The sequence below is a fragment of the Mangrovimonas xylaniphaga genome, assembly GCF_001280435.1.
Taxonomy (GTDB): Bacteria; Bacteroidota; Bacteroidia; order Flavobacteriales; family Flavobacteriaceae; genus Mangrovimonas_A; species Mangrovimonas_A xylaniphaga.
The window spans coordinates 21,762-43,757 of record NZ_LBIP01000022.1 but is presented as its reverse complement, the minus strand read 5'-3'; the positions used below and the strand labels follow the sequence as shown (position 1 = coordinate 43,757).

Here is a 21,996-nt window from a genome sequence, read left to right as displayed (position 1 = left end):
AGAGGTTTAAAATGGTAGAAGAACAACAACATATAGACGAAATTCTTATCCCAATTCTGGAACAGGTCTCAGATCCTGAAATTCCAGTGTTGTCCATTATGGATATGGGAGTTGTACGTTCTGCCATTATTGAAAATAATCTTGTCAAGGTGAAAATCACCCCTACCTATAGTGGTTGTCCTGCTATGGATGTTATTGGGGACGATATCAAAGCGGCATTAAAAAAGGCTGGTTATGAATCGGAAATAGAATTGATCCTGGCACCAGCTTGGACAACCGATTGGATTACTCCTAGAGGAAGAAAGGCTTTGGAAGCCTATGGCATTGCGGCTCCATTGGAAGCTGAAGCCGATAAAGATGTGCTTCTTCATGGCAAGCGAATTGTGAAGTGTCCTCAATGTGGTTCAACCAATACACGGTTGGTAAGCCAATTTGGTTCTACGGCCTGTAAGGCCCAGTTTCAATGTGATGATTGCCATGAACCTTTCGATTATTTTAAATGCTTGAAATAATAAAATACAATGGAAAATAAACAATCACCAATGTTGGGTCTTCGTACGGTTGTATACATGGTGGAGGACCTTGAGAAAGCCAAAGCGTGGTATGCCAAGGCCTTCAATGCGCAGCCATATTACGATACCCCTTATTATGTGGGATTTAATATTGGAGGCTACGAATTGGGCTTGCATCCCAAAGAAAAGGTACAGGGCACCGATAATGGTACTGTGCAAACCTATTGGGGTGTGGAGGATATCCAAAAGGTGTACGATTCCCTAATTGAAATGGGAGCCGCCAAGCATGAAGCGCCTAATAATGTTGGAGGTGACATAGCCGTAGCGAGCGTGTATGATCCTTGGAAAAATATCATTGGAATTATTTATAATCCAGAATTTAAACTACCAAAATAGATATGAGTTCAATTGAATTGAAAATTGAAAATAATATAGCCTATATCACGCTTAACCGTCCGGAGGTATTCAATAGTATCAATCGCGAAATGGCCTTGAAACTTCAAGAGACTCTGGATGCTTGTGAAACAAATGAAGACGTAAGAGCCATTGTGTTGACTGGAAACGGAAAGGCATTTTGTGCGGGACAGGATTTAAAGGAAGTTATTTCACCAGAATTGAACCCTGGCTTCAAGAAAATATTGGAAGAACACTACAATCCAATTATTACTAAAATTCGACATATAGAAAAACCGATTATAGGTGCTGTAAATGGCGTAGCTGCTGGAGCAGGTGCCAATATAGCTTTAGCTTGTGACGTGGTAGTAGCCCATGAGCAGGTAAGCTTTATTCAGGCTTTTAGTTTGATTGGCTTGATTCCTGATAGCGCCGGGACTTTCTTTTTACCAAGATTGATTGGCTTCCAAAAGGCGTCTGCCTTGGCCATGTTGGGAGATAAAGTATCTGCAGAAGAAGCCGAGCGATTGGGAATGATTTATAAAGTATTGCCATTGGAAAATTTTGAGGAAGAAGTATCTAAACTAGCCTTAAAAATGGCAAACATGCCAACCAAGGCATTAGGATTGATCAAGAAAAGTTTGAATCAATCCTTGACCAACAACTTGGAAGAGCAGTTGGCTTTGGAATCAAAATATCAAATTGAAGCTGCAGGAACCGAGGATTATGCTGAAGGGGTTTCGGCCTTTGTAGAGAAAAGAAAACCAACTTTTAAAGGAAAGTAAATGAACGTAGGAATCATAGGAAGCGGCACCATGGGAAGTGGCATTGCACAAGTGGCAGCCACTGCAGGATGTACCGTTAAATTATATGATACCAATGAAGCCGCTTTGGAAAAAGCAAGATTGTCATTGGAGAAAATATTGGCCCGATTGGTTGAAAAGGGACGCATTGATACTCATGAAAAATTGAGGATTCAAAGCAATATTCAATATGTGGATACCTTAAAGGAATTGGCAGATTCCAACCTTACCATTGAAGCTATTGTTGAGAATTTGGACATCAAGAAAAAGGTGTTTTCAGAATTGGAAAGCTATGTGGCAGATGACTGTATCATTGCTTCAAACACCTCTTCCTTATCCATTGCTTCCATTGCGGCCTCGCTTCAAAAGCCAGAGCGTTGCATTGGAATTCACTTTTTTAACCCAGCGCCTTTAATGCAGTTGGTGGAGGTGATTCCTGCCGTGCAGACTTCCAAGAACGTTTTGGATTTGGCGGTAAAAACCATTTCCGATTGGAATAAAACCGTGGCGGTTGCTAAAGATACCCCAGGATTTATTGTGAATCGTGTAGCCCGTCCATTTTATGGGGAGGCGTTGCGAATTTATGAGGAAGGGATTGCCGATTTTGCAACCATTGATTGGAGCTTGAAAACCATTGGAGGTTTCCGTATGGGACCTTTTGAGTTGATGGATTTCATAGGGAATGATGTGAATTATACCGTAACCGAAACAGTATTTACATCCTTCTATTTCGACCCTAGATACAAACCATCTTTTACCCAAAAGCGTTTGAGCGAAGCAGGATATTTAGGCAGAAAAACCGGGAAGGGATATTACGATTATTCCGAAGGAGTTGAAATGCCTAATCCAACAGAGAATAAAGAATTGGCCCAACAAATTTTTGACCGTGTCTTGGTGATGTTGATCAACGAAGCGGCAGATGCTTTGTTTTTAAACATAGCCTCTGCAGAAGATATTGACAATGCCATGACCAAAGGGGTAAATTATCCTAAAGGTTTGTTGGCATGGGCAGATGAAAAAGGAATTGATTGGTGTGAGGCCAAGTTGGATGAGCTTTATAACGAGTATCATGAAGATCGTTATAGATGTAGTCCGTTATTGCGTAAAATGAATAAAGAAAACAAAAGCTTTTTTTAATGCAGGGCGAACAAATACCGCACAAAATGTTACACCAAGACCCGTTTAGTACTTGGTTGGGCATAGAAATTTTGGAATGCGAAATTGGTCGCTGTAAAGTAGGGATGACCGTTAGAAAGGAAATGCTCAACAGCATGGGCAAAGCACATGGAGGCATTAGTTATTCCCTAGCGGATACAGCCTTTGGTTTTGCAGCAAATACCCACGGTAGATTTTCGGTTTCCATAGAAACCAGTATCAATCATATTGAGGCCTTAAACGAAGGCGATTACTTGGTAGCGGAGTCCGTGATAGAAAAAGTAAATAACAAATTAGGCTTCAATATTGTTGAAGTAAAGCGAGGTGATGAATTGGTAGCACTGTTCAAAGGTGTGGTATATCGAACTCAAAAAGAATGGGAATGAATTCCTACGAAGGCAGGAATCTCTTAATTCAAAAGAAATATCGAAACCTAAACAGAACAGTATTGTTTAGGAATGCGTAAAAATATAATAGTAAATAGGATTCACACTTTCGTGAGAATTAAACTGAAAAGATACCCACTTTCGTGGACATAAATATGAAAGAAGCATATATCATAGATGGAGTTCGTACTCCAATAGGAAGTTACAAAGGCACTTTGTCGGCTGTGAGAACGGACGATTTAGGAGCTTTGGTAATTGAAGAAATAGTCAAAAGAAATCCAAACATTCCAAAAGAAGCTTACGATGATGTGATTTTGGGCTGTGCTAACCAAGCCGGGGAAGACAATCGTAACGTAGCTAGGATGTCTTTGCTGTTGGCTGGCTTGCCATATACCGTTCCGGGAGAAACGGTGAACCGATTGTGCAGTTCAGGATTGTCGGCGATTATTCATGCCAATAGAGCAATAAAAGCTGGCGATGGAGACATTTTTATTGCAGGCGGTGTTGAAAATATGACACGTGGACCTTTGGTGGTTTCAAAGCCGTCATCAGGTTTTGGAACGGATTCCAAAATGTACGATTCCAGTTTCGGATGGCGTTTTGTAAATCCAAAAATGCACGAAATGTATGGAACAGATGGTATGGGGAATACCGCTGAAAACTTGGTAGAGTTGCACGATATTTCTCGTGAGGATCAAGATAAGTTTGCCAACTGGAGCCAAATTAAGGCGACCAAAGCCCAAGAAAATGGGAGATTGGCAAAAGAAATAATGACGGTTGAAATTCCACAGCGTAAAAAGGACCCGATTCTGTTTTCAAAAGATGAATTTGTAAAACCAACAACCACTATGGAAGTGTTGGGGAAATTGCGTCCGGCCTTTAAAAAGGATGGAAGCGTCACAGCAGGAAATTCCTCGGGATTGAATGATGGCGCAGCTGCGACCATCATCGCATCTTCAGAAGCAGTTGAAAAATATAACCTTAAGCCATTGGCTAGAATTGTTAGTTCCGCGGTGGTTGGCGTTGAGCCTCGCATTATGGGGATTGGCCCTGTAGAGGCTTCCAATAAAGCTTTGGCAAAGGCAGGTTTGACCATGGACGATATGGATATTATTGAACTTAACGAAGCGTTTGCAGCCCAAGCATTGGCATGTACGCGTGCTTGGGGATTGGCTGACGACGACCCTAGATTGAACCCAAATGGAGGCTCCATTGCTATTGGGCATCCACTGGGAGTGACAGGCGCACGTATTGCTTATTCGGCAGCATTGGAATTACAGGAACAAAATAAGCGTTACGCTTTGGTGACCATGTGTATTGGTGTAGGTCAAGGTTACGCGGCAATTATTGAAAGAGTGTAATATGAAAAAAATACAACATTACGTTCAAGGTCAATGGACCGAAGGTAAAGAAGAAGGAATTCCGGTTTTAGATGCTATTACTGGGGAAGCTTTTACCAGTGTGGCCATTGAAGGTTTGGACATTCCAGAAATATTAAACTACGGAAGAACCAAGGGAGGGGAGATTCTTAGGAAAATGACATTTCAGGAGCGAGGTAACATGCTTAAAAAGTTGGCCTTGTATCTTACCAAACGCAAAGAGCAATTTTACGAATTAAGTTACCGTACAGGAGCTACTAGAATAGATAGTTGGATAGACATTGAAGGAGGTTTTGGAAACCTTTTTGCCAATGCGTCCTTAAGAAAATTATTTCCTAATCAACCTTATCATGTTGAGGGAGATCCAATCGATTTATCTCGTGGAGGCCGTTTTATGGCACACCACATTATGGTTCCTAAAAAAGGGGTGGCGGTACATATCAACGCCTTTAATTTCCCGGTTTGGGGAATGTTGGAAAAGTGTGCGGTAAATTGGATGGCAGGGGTTCCTGCCGTCGTGTTGCCGGCACCATCATCATCTTATTTGGCAGAGGCCGTAGCTAGAGAAATTATAGCCTCAGGAGTTTTACCAGAGGGAGCCTTACAAATTATTAACGGAACCGTAAAATCCATATTGGATACGGTAGAGTCTCAAGATGTGGTGACGTTTACAGGGTCTGCAGCAACGGGACGTTTGTTAAAAGCGCATCCTAGATTAATACAGGAGGCTGTGCCATTTACTATGGAAGCAGATTCTTTGAATGCTTCTATTCTTGGGGAAGATGCTGTGCCAGGGACTCCAGAATTTGATCTGTTCATAAAGGAAGTTCGAAATGAAATGACGGTGAAAGCAGGGCAGAAGTGTACGGCAATCCGTCGTATCATTGTGCCTGAAGGTATTGTGGAGGATGTGCAGATTGCCTTAGGAAAAGCGCTGGATAAAGTTACCATAGGAGACCCTAGGTTGAAAGAAGTGAGAATGGGATCTTTGGTAAGCAAACAACAGGTGGAAGCCGTGAAGAATTCCATTTCAGATATTGCCAAAGAAGCCGAAATGGTATATGGGAATTTAGATACATTGGATACCATAGGAGCCGATGCCCAGAAAGGAGCGTTTATTAGCCCAGTATTGTTCCGTACGGATAATCCGTTGCAAAACACGGTGGTTCACGAACGCGAGGCTTTTGGTCCGGTAAGTACCATAATGCCATATAAAATTATGGACGAAGCGGTTACTTTGGCCCAAATGGGGAAAGGATCTCTTGTGTCTTCCATAGCGACTAACGATGATAAGATTGCGAAGGAATATGTGATAAATGCAGCCTCGCATCATGGCCGAATTCTAGTATTGAATCGTGAAAGTGCCAAACAAAGTACGGGACACGGTTCTCCATTACCATATTTGGTTCACGGTGGTCCAGGACGTGCCGGAGGTGGAGAAGAAATGGGAGGTATGCGAGGTATTAAACATTATTTACAGCGTACTGCAATTCAGGGCTCACCAACTACTTTGACCGAAATAACAGGGATATATCAGCAAAAAGCGGCTTATAAGGAAGCAGAGCAGCATCCATTTAAATACCATTGGGAAGACATCCAACCAGGAATGTCACTTAAAACCCATAAGCGAACCTTTACAGATACGGATATTATCAATTTTTCGAATTTGACTTGGGACCATTTTTATGCCCATACAGACATCACATCGCTTGATGGGAGCATTTTTGAAAAACGCACGGCCCATGGATACTTTATCATTTCCGCAGCAGCGGGATTGTTTGTATATCCAAACAAAGGCCCTGTGGCAGCAAACTACGGTTTGGAAGAATGTCGCTTCCTACGCCCCTTGTACCATAACGATACGGTATATGTTCGCTTGACTTGTAAGCAAAAAGTGGATCGCGATGTGGCAGGAGCCGAACATCCTAGTGGGATTGTAAAATGGTTTGTAGAGGTATTTGATGCCAATAATGATGAAATGGTAGCTTTTGCAACCATTTTGACCATGGTTCAGAAGAAACAAGAAACTTTGGTGGAAATGACCGAAGCTAAAATTGCCGAATGTGTCAACAAGCTTACCGAGGAGGATAAAGCAAAGTGGGGGAATCTAACCCCTCAACTAATGTTGGAACATTTGGAATATACCTACAGAATTGCTTCTGGGGAAATTCAGGATTTTAATATAGCGACACCTGAAAAGATTTTGGAAAAAGTACATGCCACGCTATATAACTATGATAAAATGCCAAGTGGTTATGATTTTCCTTTGGCAGAAAGATCTCGAATTACCGAGTTAAAACATGCCAGTTTAGAAGAGGCTAAAGAAAAAATGAAAGAAGCTCGCGAAGCCTATTTGGCCTATTTTCAGGAACATCCAGAAGCCAAAACCAAAAATGTGGTTTTTGGAGAGTTGAATAGATACGAGTGGTATTTATTGGAGAGAAAACATTTAAATCATCATTTCGAGCAATTCGGATTGATATAATTATAAAAGAAATTGAAGATGGAAAATAGTCCATACGTAAAGTTAAGCATCGAGAATCATGTAGGGTATGTGGAGTTTTTTCACCCAGAACATAATTCGTTGCCAGGAAATGTATTGGCCGATTTAGCCCAAACCATTACAGATGCAGGAAACAATGAAGATGTAAAGGTCATCGTTCTTAAAAGTGGAGGCGATAGAACCTTTTGTGCTGGAGCAAGCTTTAAGGAGTTGATCAATATCAATGACGATGCCACAGGAAAGGTATTCTTTTCAGGCTTTGCCAATGTGATCAATGCCATGCGCAAATGTCCGAAGTTTGTCATTGGACGTATTCAAGGGAAAACCGTTGGTGGCGGTGTTGGTTTAGCAGCAGCAACTGATTATTGTATGGCGACCAAATTCGCCGAAATCAAACTAAGCGAACTTAATATCGGGATTGGTCCGTTTGTGGTTGGTCCTGCCATTGAACGCAAAATGGGCGTGAGTGCCATGTCGCAAATTGCAATGGATGCCAATAGTTTTTATTCTCCAGAATGGGCTACAGACAAAGGTCTGTTTACTCAGGTTTTTGATACTACCCAAGATATGGATGAAGCGATAAAAGCTATGGCTGAAAATTTGTGTACTTACAATCCAGAGGCCATGAAAGAAATGAAAACTATGTTCTGGCAAGGAACCGAGCATTGGGATGAATTGCTTTCGGAACGTGCTGCGATTAGTGGACGTTTGGTGTTGGGCGAGTTTACAAAGGAAATTTTGAAACGTTTTAAGTAACCCATGATTTACAGTTTTAAAGGATATACGCCAGTAGTACACGAAAGTAGTTTTGTGCACCCTTTGGCGGCCGTAACCGGAAACGTTATCATCGGAAAAAACTGCTATATAGGTCCTGGAGCTGCCATTCGTGGCGATTGGGGACAAATCATTTTGGAAGATGGAGTGAACGTTCAGGAAAACTGTACGGTGCACATGTTTCCGGGGAAATCAATCACGCTTAAAGAAAGTGCCCATGTTGGTCATGGAGCCGTGATTCATGGTGCTAATTTGGGACGAAATTGCTTGATTGGGATGAACAGTGTCATTATGGACGATGCCCAAATAGGGGATGAATGCATCGTTGGTGCTATGGCCTTTGTAAAGGCAGAAACCATCATTCCAAACCGAAGTCTTGTTGTTGGAAACCCAGCCAAAGTTGTCAAGGAAGTTTCCGATGAAATGATTGCATGGAAGACCAAAGGGACGCAATTGTATCAGCAATTACCTGCAGATTGCCACGAGAGTTTGAAGGAGGTTGCACCTTTAAGAGAGATTCCGGAAAACATGAAAGTTCAGGAGGGTGCCTATGACACGCTTCGTGATTTTATGAAATAGTAAGTTTAATAAACTAACAAACATTAGTTCATAAGAATGTCGAAATTCGAATTGAAAATGCCCAAAATGGGCGAAAGTATAACAGAGGGAACCATTATCAATTGGTTGGTGAATGAAGGGGATAGTTTTGAGGAAGGGGATATTCTTTTAGAAGTTGCTACAGATAAGGTTGATAATGAAGTGCCGGCAACGAGTTCGGGGACTTTGGTGAAAACCATGTTCCAAGCTAAAGATGTGGTGCCCGTTGGAGAGGTGATTGCTGTTTTGGAAGTTTCGGAAACGTTGAATTCTTCTCAAGATGGTAAGAATACATCTGATAAGACAAAGACCGTTACATCCAAAAAGGAGACGAATTCTCAACCTAAAAAAGTAAAGAATATACAGCCATCAGTAATTGATACGGCGAGTTTTTCGGTGAATAATACTAATACATTTTTTTCGCCTTTGGTTGAAAAAATTGCAAGGGAACATCATATCAGTTTTGAGGAACTCTCAAGAATTCCTGCTACTGGGCATGAAGGCAGGTTGCGAAAAAGCGATGTTTTCAATTATATCCAAGAGGGCCGACCTTATAAGTTTGCCCAGCCTGTAGTTCAAGATCCAACAGCTTATCGCATTCCGCAGTTAAGTTTTGACAAAGGAAAAGGAAAGGTTGTTGAAATGGATCGCATGCGTCAAATGATTGCCGACCATATGGTGTATTCAAAGCATACGTCCCCACATGTGACTGCTTACGTAGAGGCCGATTTGACTAATATGGTGAAATGGCGTAATGACAATAAAAAGGCTTTCGAGGAAAAGTACGGAGAGCGTTTAACCTTTACACCTTTGTTTGTGGAAGCCGTTGCCAAGGCTGTTAAGGATTTTCCAAATATCAACGCTTCGGTGGATGGTAAAAACATCATTGTTAAGGAGGATATCAATATTGGGATGGCAACTGCATTGCCTTCAGGAAATTTAATTGTTCCCGTAGTGAAAAATGCCGATACCAAGGATTTGCAAACGTTGGCTCAAAACGTCAATGAAATGGCAGGCAAGGCTAGAGATAATAAGCTGGGTGGTGACGATATTAAAGGAAGCACCTTTACCATTTCCAACGTGGGGACCTTTGGAAGCGTTATGGGAACGCCGATTATCAACCAACCAGAAGTGGCCATTTTAGCTTTGGGGATTATTAAAAAACGTCCTGAAGTTATCGAAACCGAAAATGGCGATGTGATTGCTATTAGAAGCATGATGTACCTGTCCCTGTCTTTTGACCACCGCGTGGTTGATGGCCATCTGGGAGGTAGTTTTGTGCGTCGCGTAGCCGATTATTTTGAACAGTTTGATACGAATAGAAAAATATAAGTCATGTCTTATAACATCAATATAAAAACAGTAGAAAAGTCGAAAGTTGATACGGTAGACTTTAACAATATCCCTTTGGGAACTACTTTTACCGATCACATGTTTATTTGTGATTATGAAAATGGACAGTGGGTTAACCCAAGGATAGAGCCTTTGGCTCCCATAGCAACCCATCCAGCAGCCATGGCCTTGCATTATGGACAGGCCATTTTTGAAGGTATGAAGGCAACGGTGGGCGCCGATGGCTGCCCAAGATTATTCCGTGCCGAAAAGAATGCCGCCCGTTTAAATACCAGCGCCGATAGAATGGGAATGCCTCATTTCCCTGAAGATTTATTTGTTGAAGGTTTGAAGCAGTTGGTCGCTTTGGAACATAATTGGATTCCACCTGCAGAAGGAAGTGCGTTGTATTTACGCCCTTTTATGTACGCCGATGAACCTTTTATAGGAATGCGTGCCGCAAACCATTACAAGTTCATTATCATGGCATCTCCTTCGGGTCCATTTTTTAGTAAACGTATCAAGTTGTGGGCAGAGAAAAAGTACGTGAGAGCAGTTGAGGGAGGAACGGGAGAAGCCAAAGCCGCTGGTAATTATGCTGCGGCCATCAGGCCAACAGAACTTGCGAAGGCAAAAGGTTACGATCAAGTACTTTGGTTGGATGCAGTTGAGCACAGATATATTCAGGAGGTGGGTACCATGAACATCTTCTTTAAAATAGATGGGAAGTTTATCACACCAAAGCGGGATGGTGCCATTTTGGACGGTATCACTAGAATGAGTGTGATGGATGTTTTAAAAGCCAAAGGTTTTGAAGTGGTGGAGCATCCAATAACGATAGATGAAATCAAGGAAGCTGCGAAATTAGGAACTTTGGAGGAAGCTTTTGGAACTGGAACGGCTGTAGGAATTGCCTACATCCAAGAGATTGGAATGGGAGATGAGGTAATCCATGTTTCCGATGATAGCCCTGTTGGTTTGGATGTGAACGATACCCTTAATGCTATCAAAACAGGAAAGATTGAAGATCCTTTTAACTGGATCATTAAAATTGAAAAGGAATTAGTTTAATGAAGAAGGACATTTTAGAAAGAGGATTTTCAAATTTATGTACGGCCAAAGCCATGGCCGAATTATACGAAGCTAATTTTAAGGTAGTTTCCAAATATGTACATGCCACTTCAAGAGGTCATGAGGCGGTGCAGACGGCTTTGGGGATGCAGTTATTGCCGCAGGATTATGCCTTTCCATATTACCGAGATGACGCCATGTTGCTTTCGTTTGGATTACAGCCGTACGATTTAATGCTACAGGTGTTGGCCAAAAAGGACGATCCGTTTTCAGGAGGAAGAACTTATTATTCGCACCCTAGTTTAAAGGATTTGGATAAGCCTAAAATTCCTCACCAGTCTTCGGCTACGGGCATGCAGGCCATTCCTGCAACAGGCGTTGCCATGGGGATGCAATATTTGGAAAAGCAAGGATTGAAAAACCCTGTTCTTGGGGATGTAGAATTGACAGATGACGCACCTATTTCTGTATGTAGTTTGGGAGATGCTTCTGTTACTGAGGGTGAGATTGCCGAAGCCTTTCAAATGGCTGCTTTAAAGCAAATGCCAATTCTGTATTTGGTACAGGACAATGGTTGGGATATTTCTGCCAATGAAGCGGAGACCCGTGCCCAAAGTGCTTTTGAATATGCCCAAGGGTTTAATGGATTGGAAGCCATTTCTATTGACGGCGCTAATTTTATTGAGAGCTACGAGGCTATTGAAAAGGTAATTGCTACCATTCGTAAGGAGCGTAGACCTTTCTTGGTTCATGCTAAGGTGCCATTGTTGAATCACCATACATCTGGGGTGAGAATGGAATGGTATCGCGATGATTTGGAAGAGGCCAAAACAAGAGATCCATACCCTGTTTTGAAACAGCAATTGTTGAATCATGGATTCTCTGCGGAAGAAATTGAGGAAATAGAAGCTTCTGCGAAAGCAAAAGTGGAGGCCGATTATGAAAGAGCTTTACAGGCCGAAGACCCACAACCGGAAGACTTGTTTACAAACGATTTTGCACTTACGCCAATCACCGAAGAAAAGGGAGAGCGTACACCAAAAGGGGCCGAAAAGGTCGTGATGGTAGACTGTGCGTTGTTTGCGGTGGAAGAATTGATGAAACAGTACAAGGAGTGTTTGTTGTACGGACAGGATGTTGGAGGAAGATTGGGAGGAGTGTTCCGTGAAGCCGCTACCTTGGCTCAAAAGTTTGGAGACGATCGTGTGTTCAATACGCCTATACAGGAGGCCTTTATTGTTGGGTCTACAGTTGGAATGAGCGCCGTAGGTTTAAAACCTATTGTTGAGGTTCAGTTTGCCGATTATATCTGGCCAGGATTGAACCAGTTGTTTACGGAGGTTAGTAGAAGCTGTTATCTGTCCAATGGAAAATGGCCGGTAAGCATGATTTTGCGCGTGCCTATTGGCGCTTATGGTAGTGGAGGACCTTACCACTCATCTTCTGTGGAGAGTGTGGTAACCAATATCCGTGGGATTAAAATTGCATATCCAAGCAATGGTGCCGATTTAAAAGGATTGATGAAGGCAGCCTATCACGATCCAAATCCAGTAGTTATTTTTGAGCACAAAGGATTGTACTGGAGTAAGGTGAAAGGAACCCAAGGCGCTACTTCGGTGGAGCCTGCCGAGGATTATGTGTTGCCATTCGGGCAAGCTTGGGTACTTCAGGAAATATGGAAACAGGAGGAGGTTGAAACCTTAACAATTGTGTCCTATGGAATGGGAGTGCATTGGGCGATGAATGCATCGGAGGAATTGGGGATGCAAGACCAAATTGAAGTGATTGATTTGCGTACGCTATATCCTCTGGATGAAGAGACCATCATGAAATCGGTGAAGAAGACCGGGAAGTGTTTGGTAGTGACTGAGGAGCCTTCCAATAATAGTTTTGCTAGGGCTTTATCAGGGAAAATTCAGGAGGAATGTTTTAAATTTTTGGATGGGCCTGTGATGACCATTGGTAGTGAAAACATGCCTGCCATTCCATTGAACAGCACTTTAGAGCAGACCATGATTCCGTCTACAGAAAAAGTGAAAGAGAAAATTATTCAGTTATTGGAATATTAAAATAAAAAAGCGACTCGATTGAGTCGCTTTTCTTTTATAGGTTGTATTCAGAAAGAGGTTTAGTAAATTTCTCTGGATCGGCGGCCAGATAATATCTAGGATCGTCGATGTCTTCAATCACCACATCTTTAAATTTAGGATTGGCTTTATACAGCAAGGTTTTGCAATCTTCGCTTAAGTGTTTTAGTTTGATGGATTTCCCTTCGGCTTCATATTTGTTCACCAAATTTGTGATGGCTTCCAAAGCAGAGTGGTCGCTTACTCGAGATTCCACAAAATCAATTTCTACTTTATCAGGGTCATTTTTTATATCAAACTTCTCGTTGAAATTTTGAACAGATCCAAAGAATAAAGGCCCCCAGATTTCATAGGTTTTGGTACCGTCCGGTTGCATGCGTTTACGAGCTCTAATCATGGTGGCGTTTTTCCACGCAAATACCAAAGCCGATAAAATAACCCCAATAAATACCGCAATTGCCAAATCAAAAATAACGGTTACAGCCGATACAATAATCAATACAGTGGCATCTGCCACAGGGATTTTTCTGATAATTCTAAAACTGGACCAAGCAAAAGTTTCAATAACCATCATAAACATGACACCTACCAAGGCGGCAATAGGAACTTGCTCAATATATTGCGCAGTGAATAGGATGAAGGTCAACAAGGTTAAGGCCATCATAACTCCTGAAAGGCGCCCTCTACCGCCAGCATTAATGTTAATCACCGTTTGGCCAATCATACCGCAACCGCCGGTACCTCCAAACAGACCACTTACAATATTCCCTGCTCCTTGAGCTACACATTCACGGTTCCCGTTTCCTCTGGTTTCTGTAAGTTCATCCACCAAGTTCATGGTCATTAAAGATTCAATAAGCCCCACAGATGCCGCTAAAAAGGCATATGGAAGAATGAATTTAAGAGTGTCTAAATTGAAAGGTAGATTTTGCCAAAGTTCAATGTTTGGAGTAGGGAACTCGCCTTTTAGACCTTCTCCTCCGCCTTCTACAATATAAGAACCAACAGTGCTGACGTCCAGGTTGAAGAACACAACAATACCTGTGGTAACAAGAATTGCGGTTAAGGCAGCTGGGATTTTGGAGGTCACTTTAGGCAACAACCAAATAATGGCCATCGTAAGTCCGACAAGGCCTAGCATGGTGTAAAGTTCCATGCCTTGCATTGGGATGTCGATATATTTTTTTAAGCCATCGGCCCTAATTTCCAATTGCTTGTGGGAGAACATACGGACTTGCGCCAAAAAAATTACGATGGCTAAACCGTTTACAAATCCCATCATTACGGGATGCGGTATCAAGCGTACAAAACGCCCCAATTTAAACACACCAGCAGCTATTTGGATAATCCCCATTAAAATAACAGCCGCTAACAGGTAGAAATAGCCCATGTTTTCAACAGGCGTATCAAATAACATCCCTTTGGCATGTCCTTCAGAAATAAGATGAACAAAAATAACGGCAACAGCTCCCGCCGCGCCAGAGATCAATCCTGGTCTTCCACCAAAAATTGCGGTGATCAATCCAATAATGAAGGCACCGGACAATGCTACCAAGGGGTCTATCTGTGCCAGGAAGGCAAAGGCAACCACTTCGGGAATCATCGCCAATGATACTGTAATACCAGCGAAAATGTCGTTTTTAGGGTTTTGGGTAAAGTTCTTGAACATCTTTAAACCGAGTTTCTTGATTTGTTTCTACTAAAAGGCGGCAAAGATAGGGTTTTATAAACGAAGACTAAAATAGCTTGGAGCATCCTGATTTATAAGTGATAAAAAAGGCGCTGATTATAAATGTCAGCGCCTTTGAGTTTTAGTGTGAGGTTATCTTACTTGATCATTTCCGGTGGGTATTTCTCCATGATTTTGGAAACAAACTCATTGATACGTTCTTCTTTCTTGTCCATATTTTTACTTAAGTAACCAGTGCCTTGTCCTTGCCAAACCAATTCTTTTTTGGCATTATCTATAAGGTCTATGTATAAAACCCCCTCGGTATCTACAGAAACTGTATTGTAATTGTTCCAGTAGTAAGGGCTCCAGCCCCAGCCATAGCCATAAGGACCATAGCCATTGTTATAGACATTCACCTTTTCTCTGGATTTGGTAAAAATGCTTACCAACATATCTGGATTCTCGGATTTTGTATAGCCTTTGGCCAAAAGTTCTGCTTCAATGGCTCTTAGGATACGTTTTTTGTCCAAATCGCTAATTTCGGCTTTATCAATCCCTGTTTTGAAAAAGGCAAAGGTTTTGTATTGCGTGAAATCTACCTTTTTATCGTAATCGGAAGCTACCTGTACAGAACTACAGGAAGTCCCTGTTACTATTACAATGGCCAGTGTGAGCGTAGTTAAGAATCTTTTCATCGTGTTTTCAATTTTAATTTGGTGTTTGGTTTGTTGAAAGTGCCAAAAATTAAGTTAGTCCATTTTTTGTTCAACATAAAAGTAATCAATAATCATACCAATATTTTTGACTCAAATATTGAAGGGTTAGCTAATTGTAAAACTAAAATTACGAAATAAAAGGGGTTATTTTTTAGTGGATCCCGTATTTTTATTGTAGCCATAGGGGCAGTGTCTACAGCCACTTTGGCAGCAATAGCCGCGTTTTAGATGGTATTGTTCTGTAAAGCAACGGTATCCTTCGGGGGTGAGGTAGTAATCTCCTTCTTCAATAGGAATTATTTTCTTCATGTGGCAAAGATAATGTAATTTGGAGTGATTTTTGAAAGGGTAATTTCTATGATTTTTATTTCCAAATATTTAGTGCCGAAGGGTTACACAGGGATGACAATGTACCCTTTTGTATTTTTGAAGGAGAAGGAGTTGAAGTCTGATGTTGTTTTGATCAACCATGAATACATTCATTTAAAACAGCAATTGGAATTGTTGATCCTACCTTTTTATGTGTGGTATTTTTTGGAGTATTTGTTCGGATTGATGAAATACAGAAACCACAGAAGAGCCTACCGAAATATTTCTTTTGAACGCGAAGCTTTTTTGCAGGAAAGCAATATGGAATACCTGAAGACAAGACCTTTTTTCGCCTTTTTGAGGTACCTTTGCAAACATGAAATTTAAACTGGAAGATGCCGTCATTCAAGAGGTGCTGTTGCCACCCGAATTCGGTTCTGTTCAATTGTTTGTAAAGCGTGAAGATAGAATTCACGAGCATGTTTCTGGCAATAAATACCGTAAACTTCTATATAACTTAAAAGCGGCCAAGGATGGGGGATTTGATACCTTGCTCACCTTTGGAGGTGCCTTTTCCAACCATATTGCGGCAGTAGCTGCTGCTGGTCAAGCACAAGGATTTAAAACCATAGGGGTGATTAGGGGAGAAGAGCTGACCTATAAAGTTGCCGATAACCCCACCTTAAAATTTGCCAAGGAATGTGGCATGCAATTTCAGTTTGTCACCAGGGAGGATTATCGATACAAAACTTCCCCTGAGTTTATTGAGCAATTAGAAACCAGATTTGGATCGTTCTATTTGGTTCCAGAGGGAGGTACCAATGAATTGGCGGTGAAAGGCTGCGAAGAAATTTTAAAGGACGTCCAAGATGATTTTGATTATATCTGTTGTGCCGTGGGCACAGGAGGCACTATTTCAGGGCTGATTAATGGCAGTAGTTCAGCCCAAAAGATTCTCGGATTTCCCGCCTTGAAAGGTGGTTTTTTGTCCAAGGATATTAGTAAGTTTGCAAGAAATACAAACTGGTCGTTGATTGAGGATTACCATTTTGGAGGATACGCCAAAATAAATGAAGATTTAATCAGTTTTATTAATCAGTTTAAGAAACAATATCAAATTCCTTTAGATCCTGTTTACACGGGAAAAATGATGTATGGTATTTTGGATTTGATCAAAAAAGGGTATTTTCCAAAGCAATCCAAAATATTGGCCATCCATACGGGCGGTTTACAAGGCATTGCAGGAATGAACATTAATTTAAAGCGAAAGCAATTACCGATAATAGATTAAATAGCATATGAAGCGCATAGTTTTAGTAGCCTTAACAGGAATGTTTTTAGTAGGATGTGGGTCCAAAAGGACTGTGGTTACCAAAAAGAAAGATGTACCCCGAAGAACCGTTTCCGTTCAGGTGGATGTGAAACCTGAAGAGCCTAAAAGTTCTCAAGAAACCAGTAGCACTACACCTCCTAAAACCTATGCCAGTGCTACCGAAGCGTACATAGCTAATTTCAATGCCATTGCCATGGAAGAAATGCGTAAGTATAAAATTCCAGCAAGTATCACTTTGGCACAAGGTATTTTGGAATCTGGTTCCGGTCAAGCACGATTGGCAGTTGAGGCCAATAACCATTTCGGTATCAAATGCCATGGATGGACGGGCCCGAAAATTTATCATGATGATGATGCCTCTCAGGAATGTTTTAGAAAATATACACATGCGGTATCTTCTTTTGAAGACCATTCTGCGTTTTTGACTTCGAGAAGCCGTTATGCCAAATTGTTCGATTACAAGCAGGACGATTATAAATCTTGGGCAAGAGGATTGAGAGCAGCAGGCTATGCTACCGATAGAAAATATCCAGAGAAACTGATCAGTTTGATTGAACGGTACCAATTGTACAAATATGATGAACAAGTTCTAGGGAAAAGGGAAAGTTATACCCCTCCAACCAAAGATGTTGTAGCAAGCAATGATAATGTTACTACTCATGAAGTGGTAAAAGGAGATACCTTGTATTCAATTTCCAAGCGTTATAATACATCGGTGGAATCGATTAGGGAATTGAATGGTATGAGAAGCAACGATTTAAGTATTGGTCAAATGTTAATTATTAAAAATAACTAAAGATGTTATATCAACGAAGTAGTGCACTGTTCAAATTGGCGGAGGAAGTGATTCCTGGTGGGGTGAATTCCCCAGTAAGGGCTTTTAAAGCGGTAGGAGGAACACCAATTTTTGCCAAATCGGCCAAAGGTGCTTATGTATATGATGAAGATGACAATCGCTATATAGATTATATCAACTCTTGGGGACCTATGATTTTAGGTCATGCACACCCTCCCGTAGTTGAAGCGGTTATTGAAAAAGCTAAAAAAGGCACTTCTTTTGGGATGCCAACAGAGATAGAAACCACGATTGCTGAATTGGCAGTTTCTATGGTGCCTAATATTGATAAAATCCGTTTTGTGAATTCTGGAACCGAAGCTTGTATGAGTGCCGTGCGTTTGGCGAGAGGGTTTACAGGAAAAGATAAAATTATAAAGTTTGCAGGTTGCTATCACGGACATAGTGATTCATTCTTGATCCAAGCAGGAAGTGGTGCCGTAACTTTCGGGAGTCCTAACAGTCCAGGGGTAACGCAAGGAACGGCAAAAGATACTTTGCTGGCTAAATATAATGACATTGAGAATGTAAAAGCGCTTATTGAGGCCAATGCAGGGGAAATAGCCTGTATTATTTTGGAGCCTGTGGCTGGAAATATGGGCTGTGTGCCACCAAGAGATAATTTCCTCCAGAAGTTGAGAGCACTTTGTCATGAACATAGCATTCTATTGATTTTTGATGAGGTCATGACTGGTTTTAGATTGGCCAAGGGAGGTGCTCAGGAATTATTCAATGTAGATGCTGATATCGTGTGTTTTGGGAAAGTAATTGGAGGTGGTTTGCCTGTAGGAGCTTTTGCAGCGAGAAACGAAATCATGAATTACTTGGCACCGTTGGGAACCGTTTATCAGGCAGGGACCTTGAGCGGAAACCCGCTGGCAATGGCTGCTGGTTTGGCTATGCTATCGGAATTGAATGGAACCCCAGAAATATTCACTAGACTAGAAGAAAAGACGGCCTATTTACATAAAGGAATAGCCGAAGTGTTGGAGCAACACGAAATCGTGCATACCATCAATAGAGTGGGGTCTATGATTTCGGTACATTTTGCGGAAGATGCTGTAGTGGATTTTGAATCCTCTGCTAAGGGAAATAACGATACGTTTAAGGCCTTTTTCCATGGAATGCTTAATGAAGGGGTGTATATTGCCCCTAGTGCCTTTGAAACATGGTTTATAAGTGATGCACTTTCTTATGAAGATTTGGATGCCACTATAAAAGCGGTGGATAAAGTAGCCGCAACATTAAAATAAAGTATAAAAAAAGCGATTCAGTTAGAATCGCTTTTTTTTATATGTATTTTTTATCTGAAAATTAATTGGCCGAAAGATTTTTGTATTGGAAATACTGGTCTTCAGTTAAAATGCTTTTCATGGATTGATCCAATTCTTTATCAAGTTTCACCTTAGACTCCCAATTAGCATTTAGGTCTTTACTGATAACTTGATATTTTGTTTCGTAAGCTTTGTAAGCTTCATATACTTCCTCAAGAGTATTCGTGTCGAATTTGATGACCTTTCTTAGGTTTTCAGCTTTTTCAGAAGCTACTTTATTAATTTCAATAGTGTTTTGAGCGGTTAAGTTTTCAGCTCCAAAAAATAGGGCTCCTACAAAGAGGCAAAGTGTAATTATTTTTTTCATAAGTAGGTGTTTAGGTTTTAAATTAAACTCTAAAGTAATAAATTTAAAAACGGAAGAATAAAAAAAGCATTGATTTTTACAACCAATGCTTTCTCCACTAACTAAAACTAACTAACCAACCAAAAATCTATCTATTTCTAGGGGATTTCCCTTTTTGTCCTTTCATTTGTTTTTGATACTGAGCCCTTGTTTCTTCCCATTTTTGGTATTGCTCCTCAGTCAAAATGTTTTTTACTTTTTTCTTATACGCAATTTGATGGTCCAATCTAGCATTCATTCTCGCAGCCATTTCATCACTGGTAGGCTTCTGGGTCATGTTTTGTCTAGCCTCCATTTGAGTCTTTCTATATGTGGCTTCTTCAAGGTTGATAACCTGTATTTGTTTTTGTTGGGCCTCTGTTAAATCAAGATTCAACGTCATTCTTTTGGTGTGTATTTCTGAAGCCTGCTCGGGCGTTAAATCTTGTAGCATTCCCATGCGGTCTCCTCTATTTCCTTTTTGGAAGTCTCTAGGGCCTTGTTGTGCGTTGGCCTGAAAAGCAATTAGTGCTATGGCCATCATTAAAATTATTTTTTTCATGGTATTTTGATTTTACGTTACTCTGCTTCTAAGACTGTTCATTTGAAAAATGGTTTAATAAAGGTTTGAATTTTAACTAGTTGTTAACATTTTGGGCCTATCACAAAGTATAGTGGGGTTTTTTTAGACAATGTTATTATCAATGAAGAGCCAATTGCCAATTATGTTGAAAACTAATGTGTAAATAGCTAACTTTGGCAGTAAATAAATTCTCTAAACTATATGAAAAACATTGTTGCAATGTTGGCACTAATAGTGTTGGCAACCTCATGTAAAAATGAAAAAACTAAAGAAGAGGTAATCTCAGAAGAACCTCAGGAAACCTCTCAGGTAGACATGACCAAAAAGTTGAACAAATATGTTTCGGTAAAACTTACTTCCGATATTTCCAAGCTTACCGAAAACGAACGTAAAATGTTACCTATTTTAATTCAGGCAGCTGAAAAGATGAATGATTTGTTTTGGTATGAAGCTTATGGAGACAAGGACGCTTTGCTGAATTCTATTTCAGATCCAGACACTAAAACCTTTACTATTATCAATTATGGACCATGGGACCGTTTGGATGGTAACAAACCGTTTGTAAAAGGTGTTTGGGAGAAGCCTTTAGGCGCTAATTATTATCCTAAGGATATGACGGCAGAAGAGTTTAAAGCTGCTGAGATTGAAGATAAAAACAGTATTTACAATTTTGTACGTCGTGATGAGAACGGAAAACTATATTCCATTCCTTACCACCAACAATTTGAAACGGAAGTTAAGGAAGTGGCCGCTTTATTGATGGAAGCCTCTACTTTGGCGGAAGATGCCGGTTTGAAGGCTTATTTAGAGTTGAGAGCAAATGCCCTTTTAACGGATAACTACCAACCAAGTGATTTGGCTTGGATGGATATGAAATCAAATACTTTGGATATCGTGATTGGTCCAATCGAAACTTATGAAGATCAGATGTTTGGAAACAAGGCATCACACGAAGCTTATGTATTGATTAAAGATCAAGATTGGAGTGCTAAATTGGCACGTTTTGCAAGCTTTTTGCCAGAACTTCAAAAGAACTTGCCGGTGGAAGAAGCTTATAAAACAGAAACTCCAGGAACCGCTAGTGACCTGAATGCTTATGACGTGGTTTATTATGCTGGAGATTGTAATGCCGGTAGTAAAACTATTGCCATCAACTTACCAAATGATGAAGAAGTACAATTGAAAAAGGGAACAAGACGCTTACAGTTGAAAAATGCTATGCGAGCTAAATTTGATAAGATTTTAGTGCCTATTTCAGAAGTTTTGATTGATGAAAGTCAACGTGGCCACATCACGTTTGATGCCTTTTTTGCCAATACTATGTTCCATGAAGTGGCTCATGGTTTGGGTGTTAAAAATACTATTAATGGAAAAGGAACCGTTAGAGAGTCGCTTAAGGAATTGTCTAGTGCTTTGGAAGAAGGGAAGGCGGATGTATTAGGATTGTATATGGTTCAGCAATTGCATGAGAAAGGTGAAATTGATGGGGATATGAAGGATTATATGACCACGTTTATGGCGAGTATTTTCCGTTCGGTGCGTTTTGGTGCATCCTCGGCCCATGGAAAAGCAAACATGATCCGTTTCAATTTCTTTAAGGAAAAAGGAGCTTTCTCTCGATCTGAAGATGGAACTTATAAAGTGAACTACGATAACATGATTGTAGCCATGAAAGATTTGTCAGGTCTGATTTTGAAACTTCAAGGTGACGGTGATTATGCTGGAGTAGAAGCATTGGTGGCTGAAAAGGCTGCTATTTCAAATGAGCTTCAAAGTGATTTGGATAGATTGAGTGCTTCCAATATCCCTGTGGATGTTATTTACGAGCAAGGAACAGAGGTTTTAGGATTGTAGCATACAATTTATATAAACACAAAAAAAGCTTCAGAGTTACTTC

The 21,996-nt window shown here is 40.8% G+C and carries 22 protein-coding genes; 17 read left to right on the top strand and 5 right to left on the bottom strand.

Annotated features, from left to right (window positions below; translation table 11 throughout):
- Positions 1 to 11: 11 nt before the first annotated feature.
- The 12 genes from paaD (at position 12) to ZA06_RS15575 (ending at position 12,974) form a co-directional block, all read left to right on the top strand.
- A complete protein-coding gene (paaD, locus tag ZA06_RS15630; RefSeq protein ID WP_053978435.1) occupies positions 12 to 512 on the top strand; it encodes a 1,2-phenylacetyl-CoA epoxidase subunit PaaD in 501 nt (166 codons plus the stop codon).
- 9 nt (positions 513 to 521) lie between these two features.
- Entirely contained in the window at positions 522 to 908 is a 387-nt protein-coding gene (locus ZA06_RS15625; protein ID WP_053978434.1) for a VOC family protein, read from the top strand.
- Between the two features lie 2 nt (positions 909 to 910).
- Positions 911 to 1,690 carry an enoyl-CoA hydratase-related protein gene (locus tag ZA06_RS15620; RefSeq protein WP_205625722.1) on the top strand — a complete coding sequence of 260 codons (780 nt, stop codon included), beginning with the start codon at positions 911 to 913 and terminating at the stop codon, positions 1,688 to 1,690.
- Entirely contained in the window at positions 1,691 to 2,845 is a 1,155-nt protein-coding gene (locus ZA06_RS15615; protein WP_053978432.1) for a 3-hydroxyacyl-CoA dehydrogenase NAD-binding domain-containing protein, read from the top strand.
- Positions 2,845 to 3,249 carry a PaaI family thioesterase gene (locus ZA06_RS15610; protein WP_053978431.1) on the top strand — a complete coding sequence of 135 codons (405 nt, stop codon included), beginning with the start codon at positions 2,845 to 2,847 and terminating at the stop codon, positions 3,247 to 3,249. Before ZA06_RS15615 ends, ZA06_RS15610 begins: the two co-directional genes overlap by 1 nt.
- 155 nt (positions 3,250 to 3,404) lie before the next feature.
- The gene (gene pcaF, locus ZA06_RS15605) at positions 3,405 to 4,610 is read left to right on the top strand and encodes a 3-oxoadipyl-CoA thiolase (protein ID WP_053978430.1); all 1,206 of its coding nucleotides are present in this window, start codon (positions 3,405 to 3,407) and stop codon (positions 4,608 to 4,610) included.
- A gap of 1 nt (position 4,611) precedes the next feature.
- Positions 4,612 to 7,113 (top strand): phenylacetic acid degradation bifunctional protein PaaZ, encoded by a 2,502-nt coding sequence (gene paaZ / locus ZA06_RS15600; RefSeq protein ID WP_053978429.1) that lies wholly within the window; start codon positions 4,612 to 4,614, stop codon positions 7,111 to 7,113.
- Between the two features lie 18 nt (positions 7,114 to 7,131).
- Positions 7,132 to 7,887 carry an enoyl-CoA hydratase/isomerase family protein gene (locus ZA06_RS15595; RefSeq protein ID WP_053978428.1) on the top strand — a complete coding sequence of 252 codons (756 nt, stop codon included), beginning with the start codon at positions 7,132 to 7,134 and terminating at the stop codon, positions 7,885 to 7,887.
- A 3-nt stretch (positions 7,888 to 7,890) separates the two neighbouring features.
- The gene (locus tag ZA06_RS15590) at positions 7,891 to 8,484 is read left to right on the top strand and encodes an acyltransferase (RefSeq protein ID WP_053978427.1); all 594 of its coding nucleotides are present in this window, start codon (positions 7,891 to 7,893) and stop codon (positions 8,482 to 8,484) included.
- A 66-nt stretch (positions 8,485 to 8,550) separates the two neighbouring features.
- Positions 8,551 to 9,834 carry a dihydrolipoamide acetyltransferase family protein gene (locus ZA06_RS15585; protein ID WP_240472321.1) on the top strand — a complete coding sequence of 428 codons (1,284 nt, stop codon included), beginning with the start codon at positions 8,551 to 8,553 and terminating at the stop codon, positions 9,832 to 9,834.
- 3 nt (positions 9,835 to 9,837) lie between these two features.
- A complete protein-coding gene (locus ZA06_RS15580; protein WP_053978425.1) occupies positions 9,838 to 10,905 on the top strand; it encodes a branched-chain amino acid aminotransferase in 1,068 nt (355 codons plus the stop codon).
- A complete protein-coding gene (locus tag ZA06_RS15575) occupies positions 10,905 to 12,974 on the top strand; it encodes an alpha-ketoacid dehydrogenase subunit alpha/beta (protein ID WP_053978424.1) in 2,070 nt (689 codons plus the stop codon). Before ZA06_RS15580 ends, ZA06_RS15575 begins: the two co-directional genes overlap by 1 nt.
- A gap of 34 nt (positions 12,975 to 13,008) precedes the next feature.
- Here ZA06_RS15575 and ZA06_RS15570 read toward each other — a convergent pair whose 3' ends face one another.
- From ZA06_RS15570 to ZA06_RS17030, 3 genes are all read right to left on the bottom strand, one after another.
- Positions 13,009 to 14,661 carry a SulP family inorganic anion transporter gene (locus ZA06_RS15570; RefSeq protein WP_053978423.1) on the bottom strand — a complete coding sequence of 551 codons (1,653 nt, stop codon included), beginning with the start codon at positions 14,659 to 14,661 and terminating at the stop codon, positions 13,009 to 13,011.
- 158 nt (positions 14,662 to 14,819) lie between these two features.
- Complete coding sequence (locus ZA06_RS15565) at positions 14,820 to 15,359, bottom strand: DUF4136 domain-containing protein (RefSeq protein WP_053978422.1); 540 nt, start codon at positions 15,357 to 15,359, stop codon at positions 14,820 to 14,822.
- 165 nt (positions 15,360 to 15,524) lie between these two features.
- Entirely contained in the window at positions 15,525 to 15,689 is a 165-nt protein-coding gene (locus ZA06_RS17030) for a DUF5522 domain-containing protein (RefSeq protein WP_168155238.1), read from the bottom strand.
- 48 nt (positions 15,690 to 15,737) lie between these two features.
- Here ZA06_RS17030 and ZA06_RS15560 point away from each other — a divergent pair, with 48 nt between their 5' ends.
- From ZA06_RS15560 to hemL, 4 genes are read left to right on the top strand one after another with little or no spacing between them, the layout of a single operon-like run.
- Entirely contained in the window at positions 15,738 to 16,076 is a 339-nt protein-coding gene (locus ZA06_RS15560; RefSeq protein ID WP_053978421.1) for a hypothetical protein, read from the top strand.
- A complete protein-coding gene (locus ZA06_RS15555; protein WP_082332056.1) occupies positions 16,066 to 16,980 on the top strand; it encodes a 1-aminocyclopropane-1-carboxylate deaminase/D-cysteine desulfhydrase in 915 nt (304 codons plus the stop codon). Before ZA06_RS15560 ends, ZA06_RS15555 begins: the two co-directional genes overlap by 11 nt.
- Before the next feature lie 7 nt (positions 16,981 to 16,987).
- Positions 16,988 to 17,818 (top strand): glucosaminidase domain-containing protein, encoded by an 831-nt coding sequence (locus ZA06_RS15550; RefSeq protein ID WP_053978420.1) that lies wholly within the window; start codon positions 16,988 to 16,990, stop codon positions 17,816 to 17,818.
- 2 nt (positions 17,819 to 17,820) lie between these two features.
- Positions 17,821 to 19,110, top strand: a complete 1,290-nt coding sequence (gene hemL / locus ZA06_RS15545; protein WP_053978419.1) for a glutamate-1-semialdehyde 2,1-aminomutase — start codon at positions 17,821 to 17,823, stop codon at positions 19,108 to 19,110.
- Between the two features lie 61 nt (positions 19,111 to 19,171).
- Here hemL and ZA06_RS15540 read toward each other — a convergent pair whose 3' ends face one another.
- Both ZA06_RS15540 and ZA06_RS15535 read right to left on the bottom strand, forming a co-directional pair.
- Positions 19,172 to 19,498, bottom strand: a complete 327-nt coding sequence (locus tag ZA06_RS15540) for a hypothetical protein (RefSeq protein ID WP_053978418.1) — start codon at positions 19,496 to 19,498, stop codon at positions 19,172 to 19,174.
- 127 nt (positions 19,499 to 19,625) lie between these two features.
- Positions 19,626 to 20,078, bottom strand: a complete 453-nt coding sequence (locus ZA06_RS15535; protein WP_082332055.1) for a hypothetical protein — start codon at positions 20,076 to 20,078, stop codon at positions 19,626 to 19,628.
- Between the two features lie 222 nt (positions 20,079 to 20,300).
- On the opposite strand from ZA06_RS15535, the gene ZA06_RS15530 reads away from it, so the two are divergent.
- Entirely contained in the window at positions 20,301 to 21,953 is a 1,653-nt protein-coding gene (locus ZA06_RS15530; protein ID WP_053978416.1) for a dipeptidyl-peptidase 3 family protein, read from the top strand.
- Positions 21,954 to 21,996: the final 43 nt, after the last annotated feature.

Coding starts and splice junctions, on each gene's coding strand:
- ZA06_RS15625 (WP_053978434.1), top strand. CDS start 522: ATGGAAAATAAACAATCACCAATGTTGGGTCTTCGTACGGTTGTATAC.
- ZA06_RS15560 (WP_053978421.1), top strand. CDS start 15,738: ATGATTTTTATTTCCAAATATTTAGTGCCGAAGGGTTACACAGGGATG.
- ZA06_RS15550 (WP_053978420.1), top strand. CDS start 16,988: ATGAAGCGCATAGTTTTAGTAGCCTTAACAGGAATGTTTTTAGTAGGA.
- ZA06_RS17030 (WP_168155238.1), bottom strand. CDS start 15,689: ATGAAGAAAATAATTCCTATTGAAGAAGGAGATTACTACCTCACCCCC.
- ZA06_RS15530 (WP_053978416.1), top strand. CDS start 20,301: ATGAAAAACATTGTTGCAATGTTGGCACTAATAGTGTTGGCAACCTCA.
- ZA06_RS15590 (WP_053978427.1), top strand. CDS start 7,891: ATGATTTACAGTTTTAAAGGATATACGCCAGTAGTACACGAAAGTAGT.
- ZA06_RS15540 (WP_053978418.1), bottom strand. CDS start 19,498: ATGAAAAAAATAATTACACTTTGCCTCTTTGTAGGAGCCCTATTTTTT.
- ZA06_RS15610 (WP_053978431.1), top strand. CDS start 2,845: ATGCAGGGCGAACAAATACCGCACAAAATGTTACACCAAGACCCGTTT.
- hemL (WP_053978419.1), top strand. CDS start 17,821: ATGTTATATCAACGAAGTAGTGCACTGTTCAAATTGGCGGAGGAAGTG.
- ZA06_RS15585 (WP_240472321.1), top strand. CDS start 8,551: ATGGGCGAAAGTATAACAGAGGGAACCATTATCAATTGGTTGGTGAAT.
- ZA06_RS15555 (WP_082332056.1), top strand. CDS start 16,066: ATGAAATTTAAACTGGAAGATGCCGTCATTCAAGAGGTGCTGTTGCCA.
- ZA06_RS15575 (WP_053978424.1), top strand. CDS start 10,905: ATGAAGAAGGACATTTTAGAAAGAGGATTTTCAAATTTATGTACGGCC.
- ZA06_RS15580 (WP_053978425.1), top strand. CDS start 9,838: ATGTCTTATAACATCAATATAAAAACAGTAGAAAAGTCGAAAGTTGAT.
- ZA06_RS15565 (WP_053978422.1), bottom strand. CDS start 15,359: ATGAAAAGATTCTTAACTACGCTCACACTGGCCATTGTAATAGTAACA.
- pcaF (WP_053978430.1), top strand. CDS start 3,405: ATGAAAGAAGCATATATCATAGATGGAGTTCGTACTCCAATAGGAAGT.
- ZA06_RS15615 (WP_053978432.1), top strand. CDS start 1,691: ATGAACGTAGGAATCATAGGAAGCGGCACCATGGGAAGTGGCATTGCA.
- paaD (WP_053978435.1), top strand. CDS start 12: ATGGTAGAAGAACAACAACATATAGACGAAATTCTTATCCCAATTCTG.
- ZA06_RS15595 (WP_053978428.1), top strand. CDS start 7,132: ATGGAAAATAGTCCATACGTAAAGTTAAGCATCGAGAATCATGTAGGG.
- paaZ (WP_053978429.1), top strand. CDS start 4,612: ATGAAAAAAATACAACATTACGTTCAAGGTCAATGGACCGAAGGTAAA.
- ZA06_RS15535 (WP_082332055.1), bottom strand. CDS start 20,078: ATGAAAAAAATAATTTTAATGATGGCCATAGCACTAATTGCTTTTCAG.
- ZA06_RS15620 (WP_205625722.1), top strand. CDS start 911: ATGAGTTCAATTGAATTGAAAATTGAAAATAATATAGCCTATATCACG.
- ZA06_RS15570 (WP_053978423.1), bottom strand. CDS start 14,661: ATGTTCAAGAACTTTACCCAAAACCCTAAAAACGACATTTTCGCTGGT.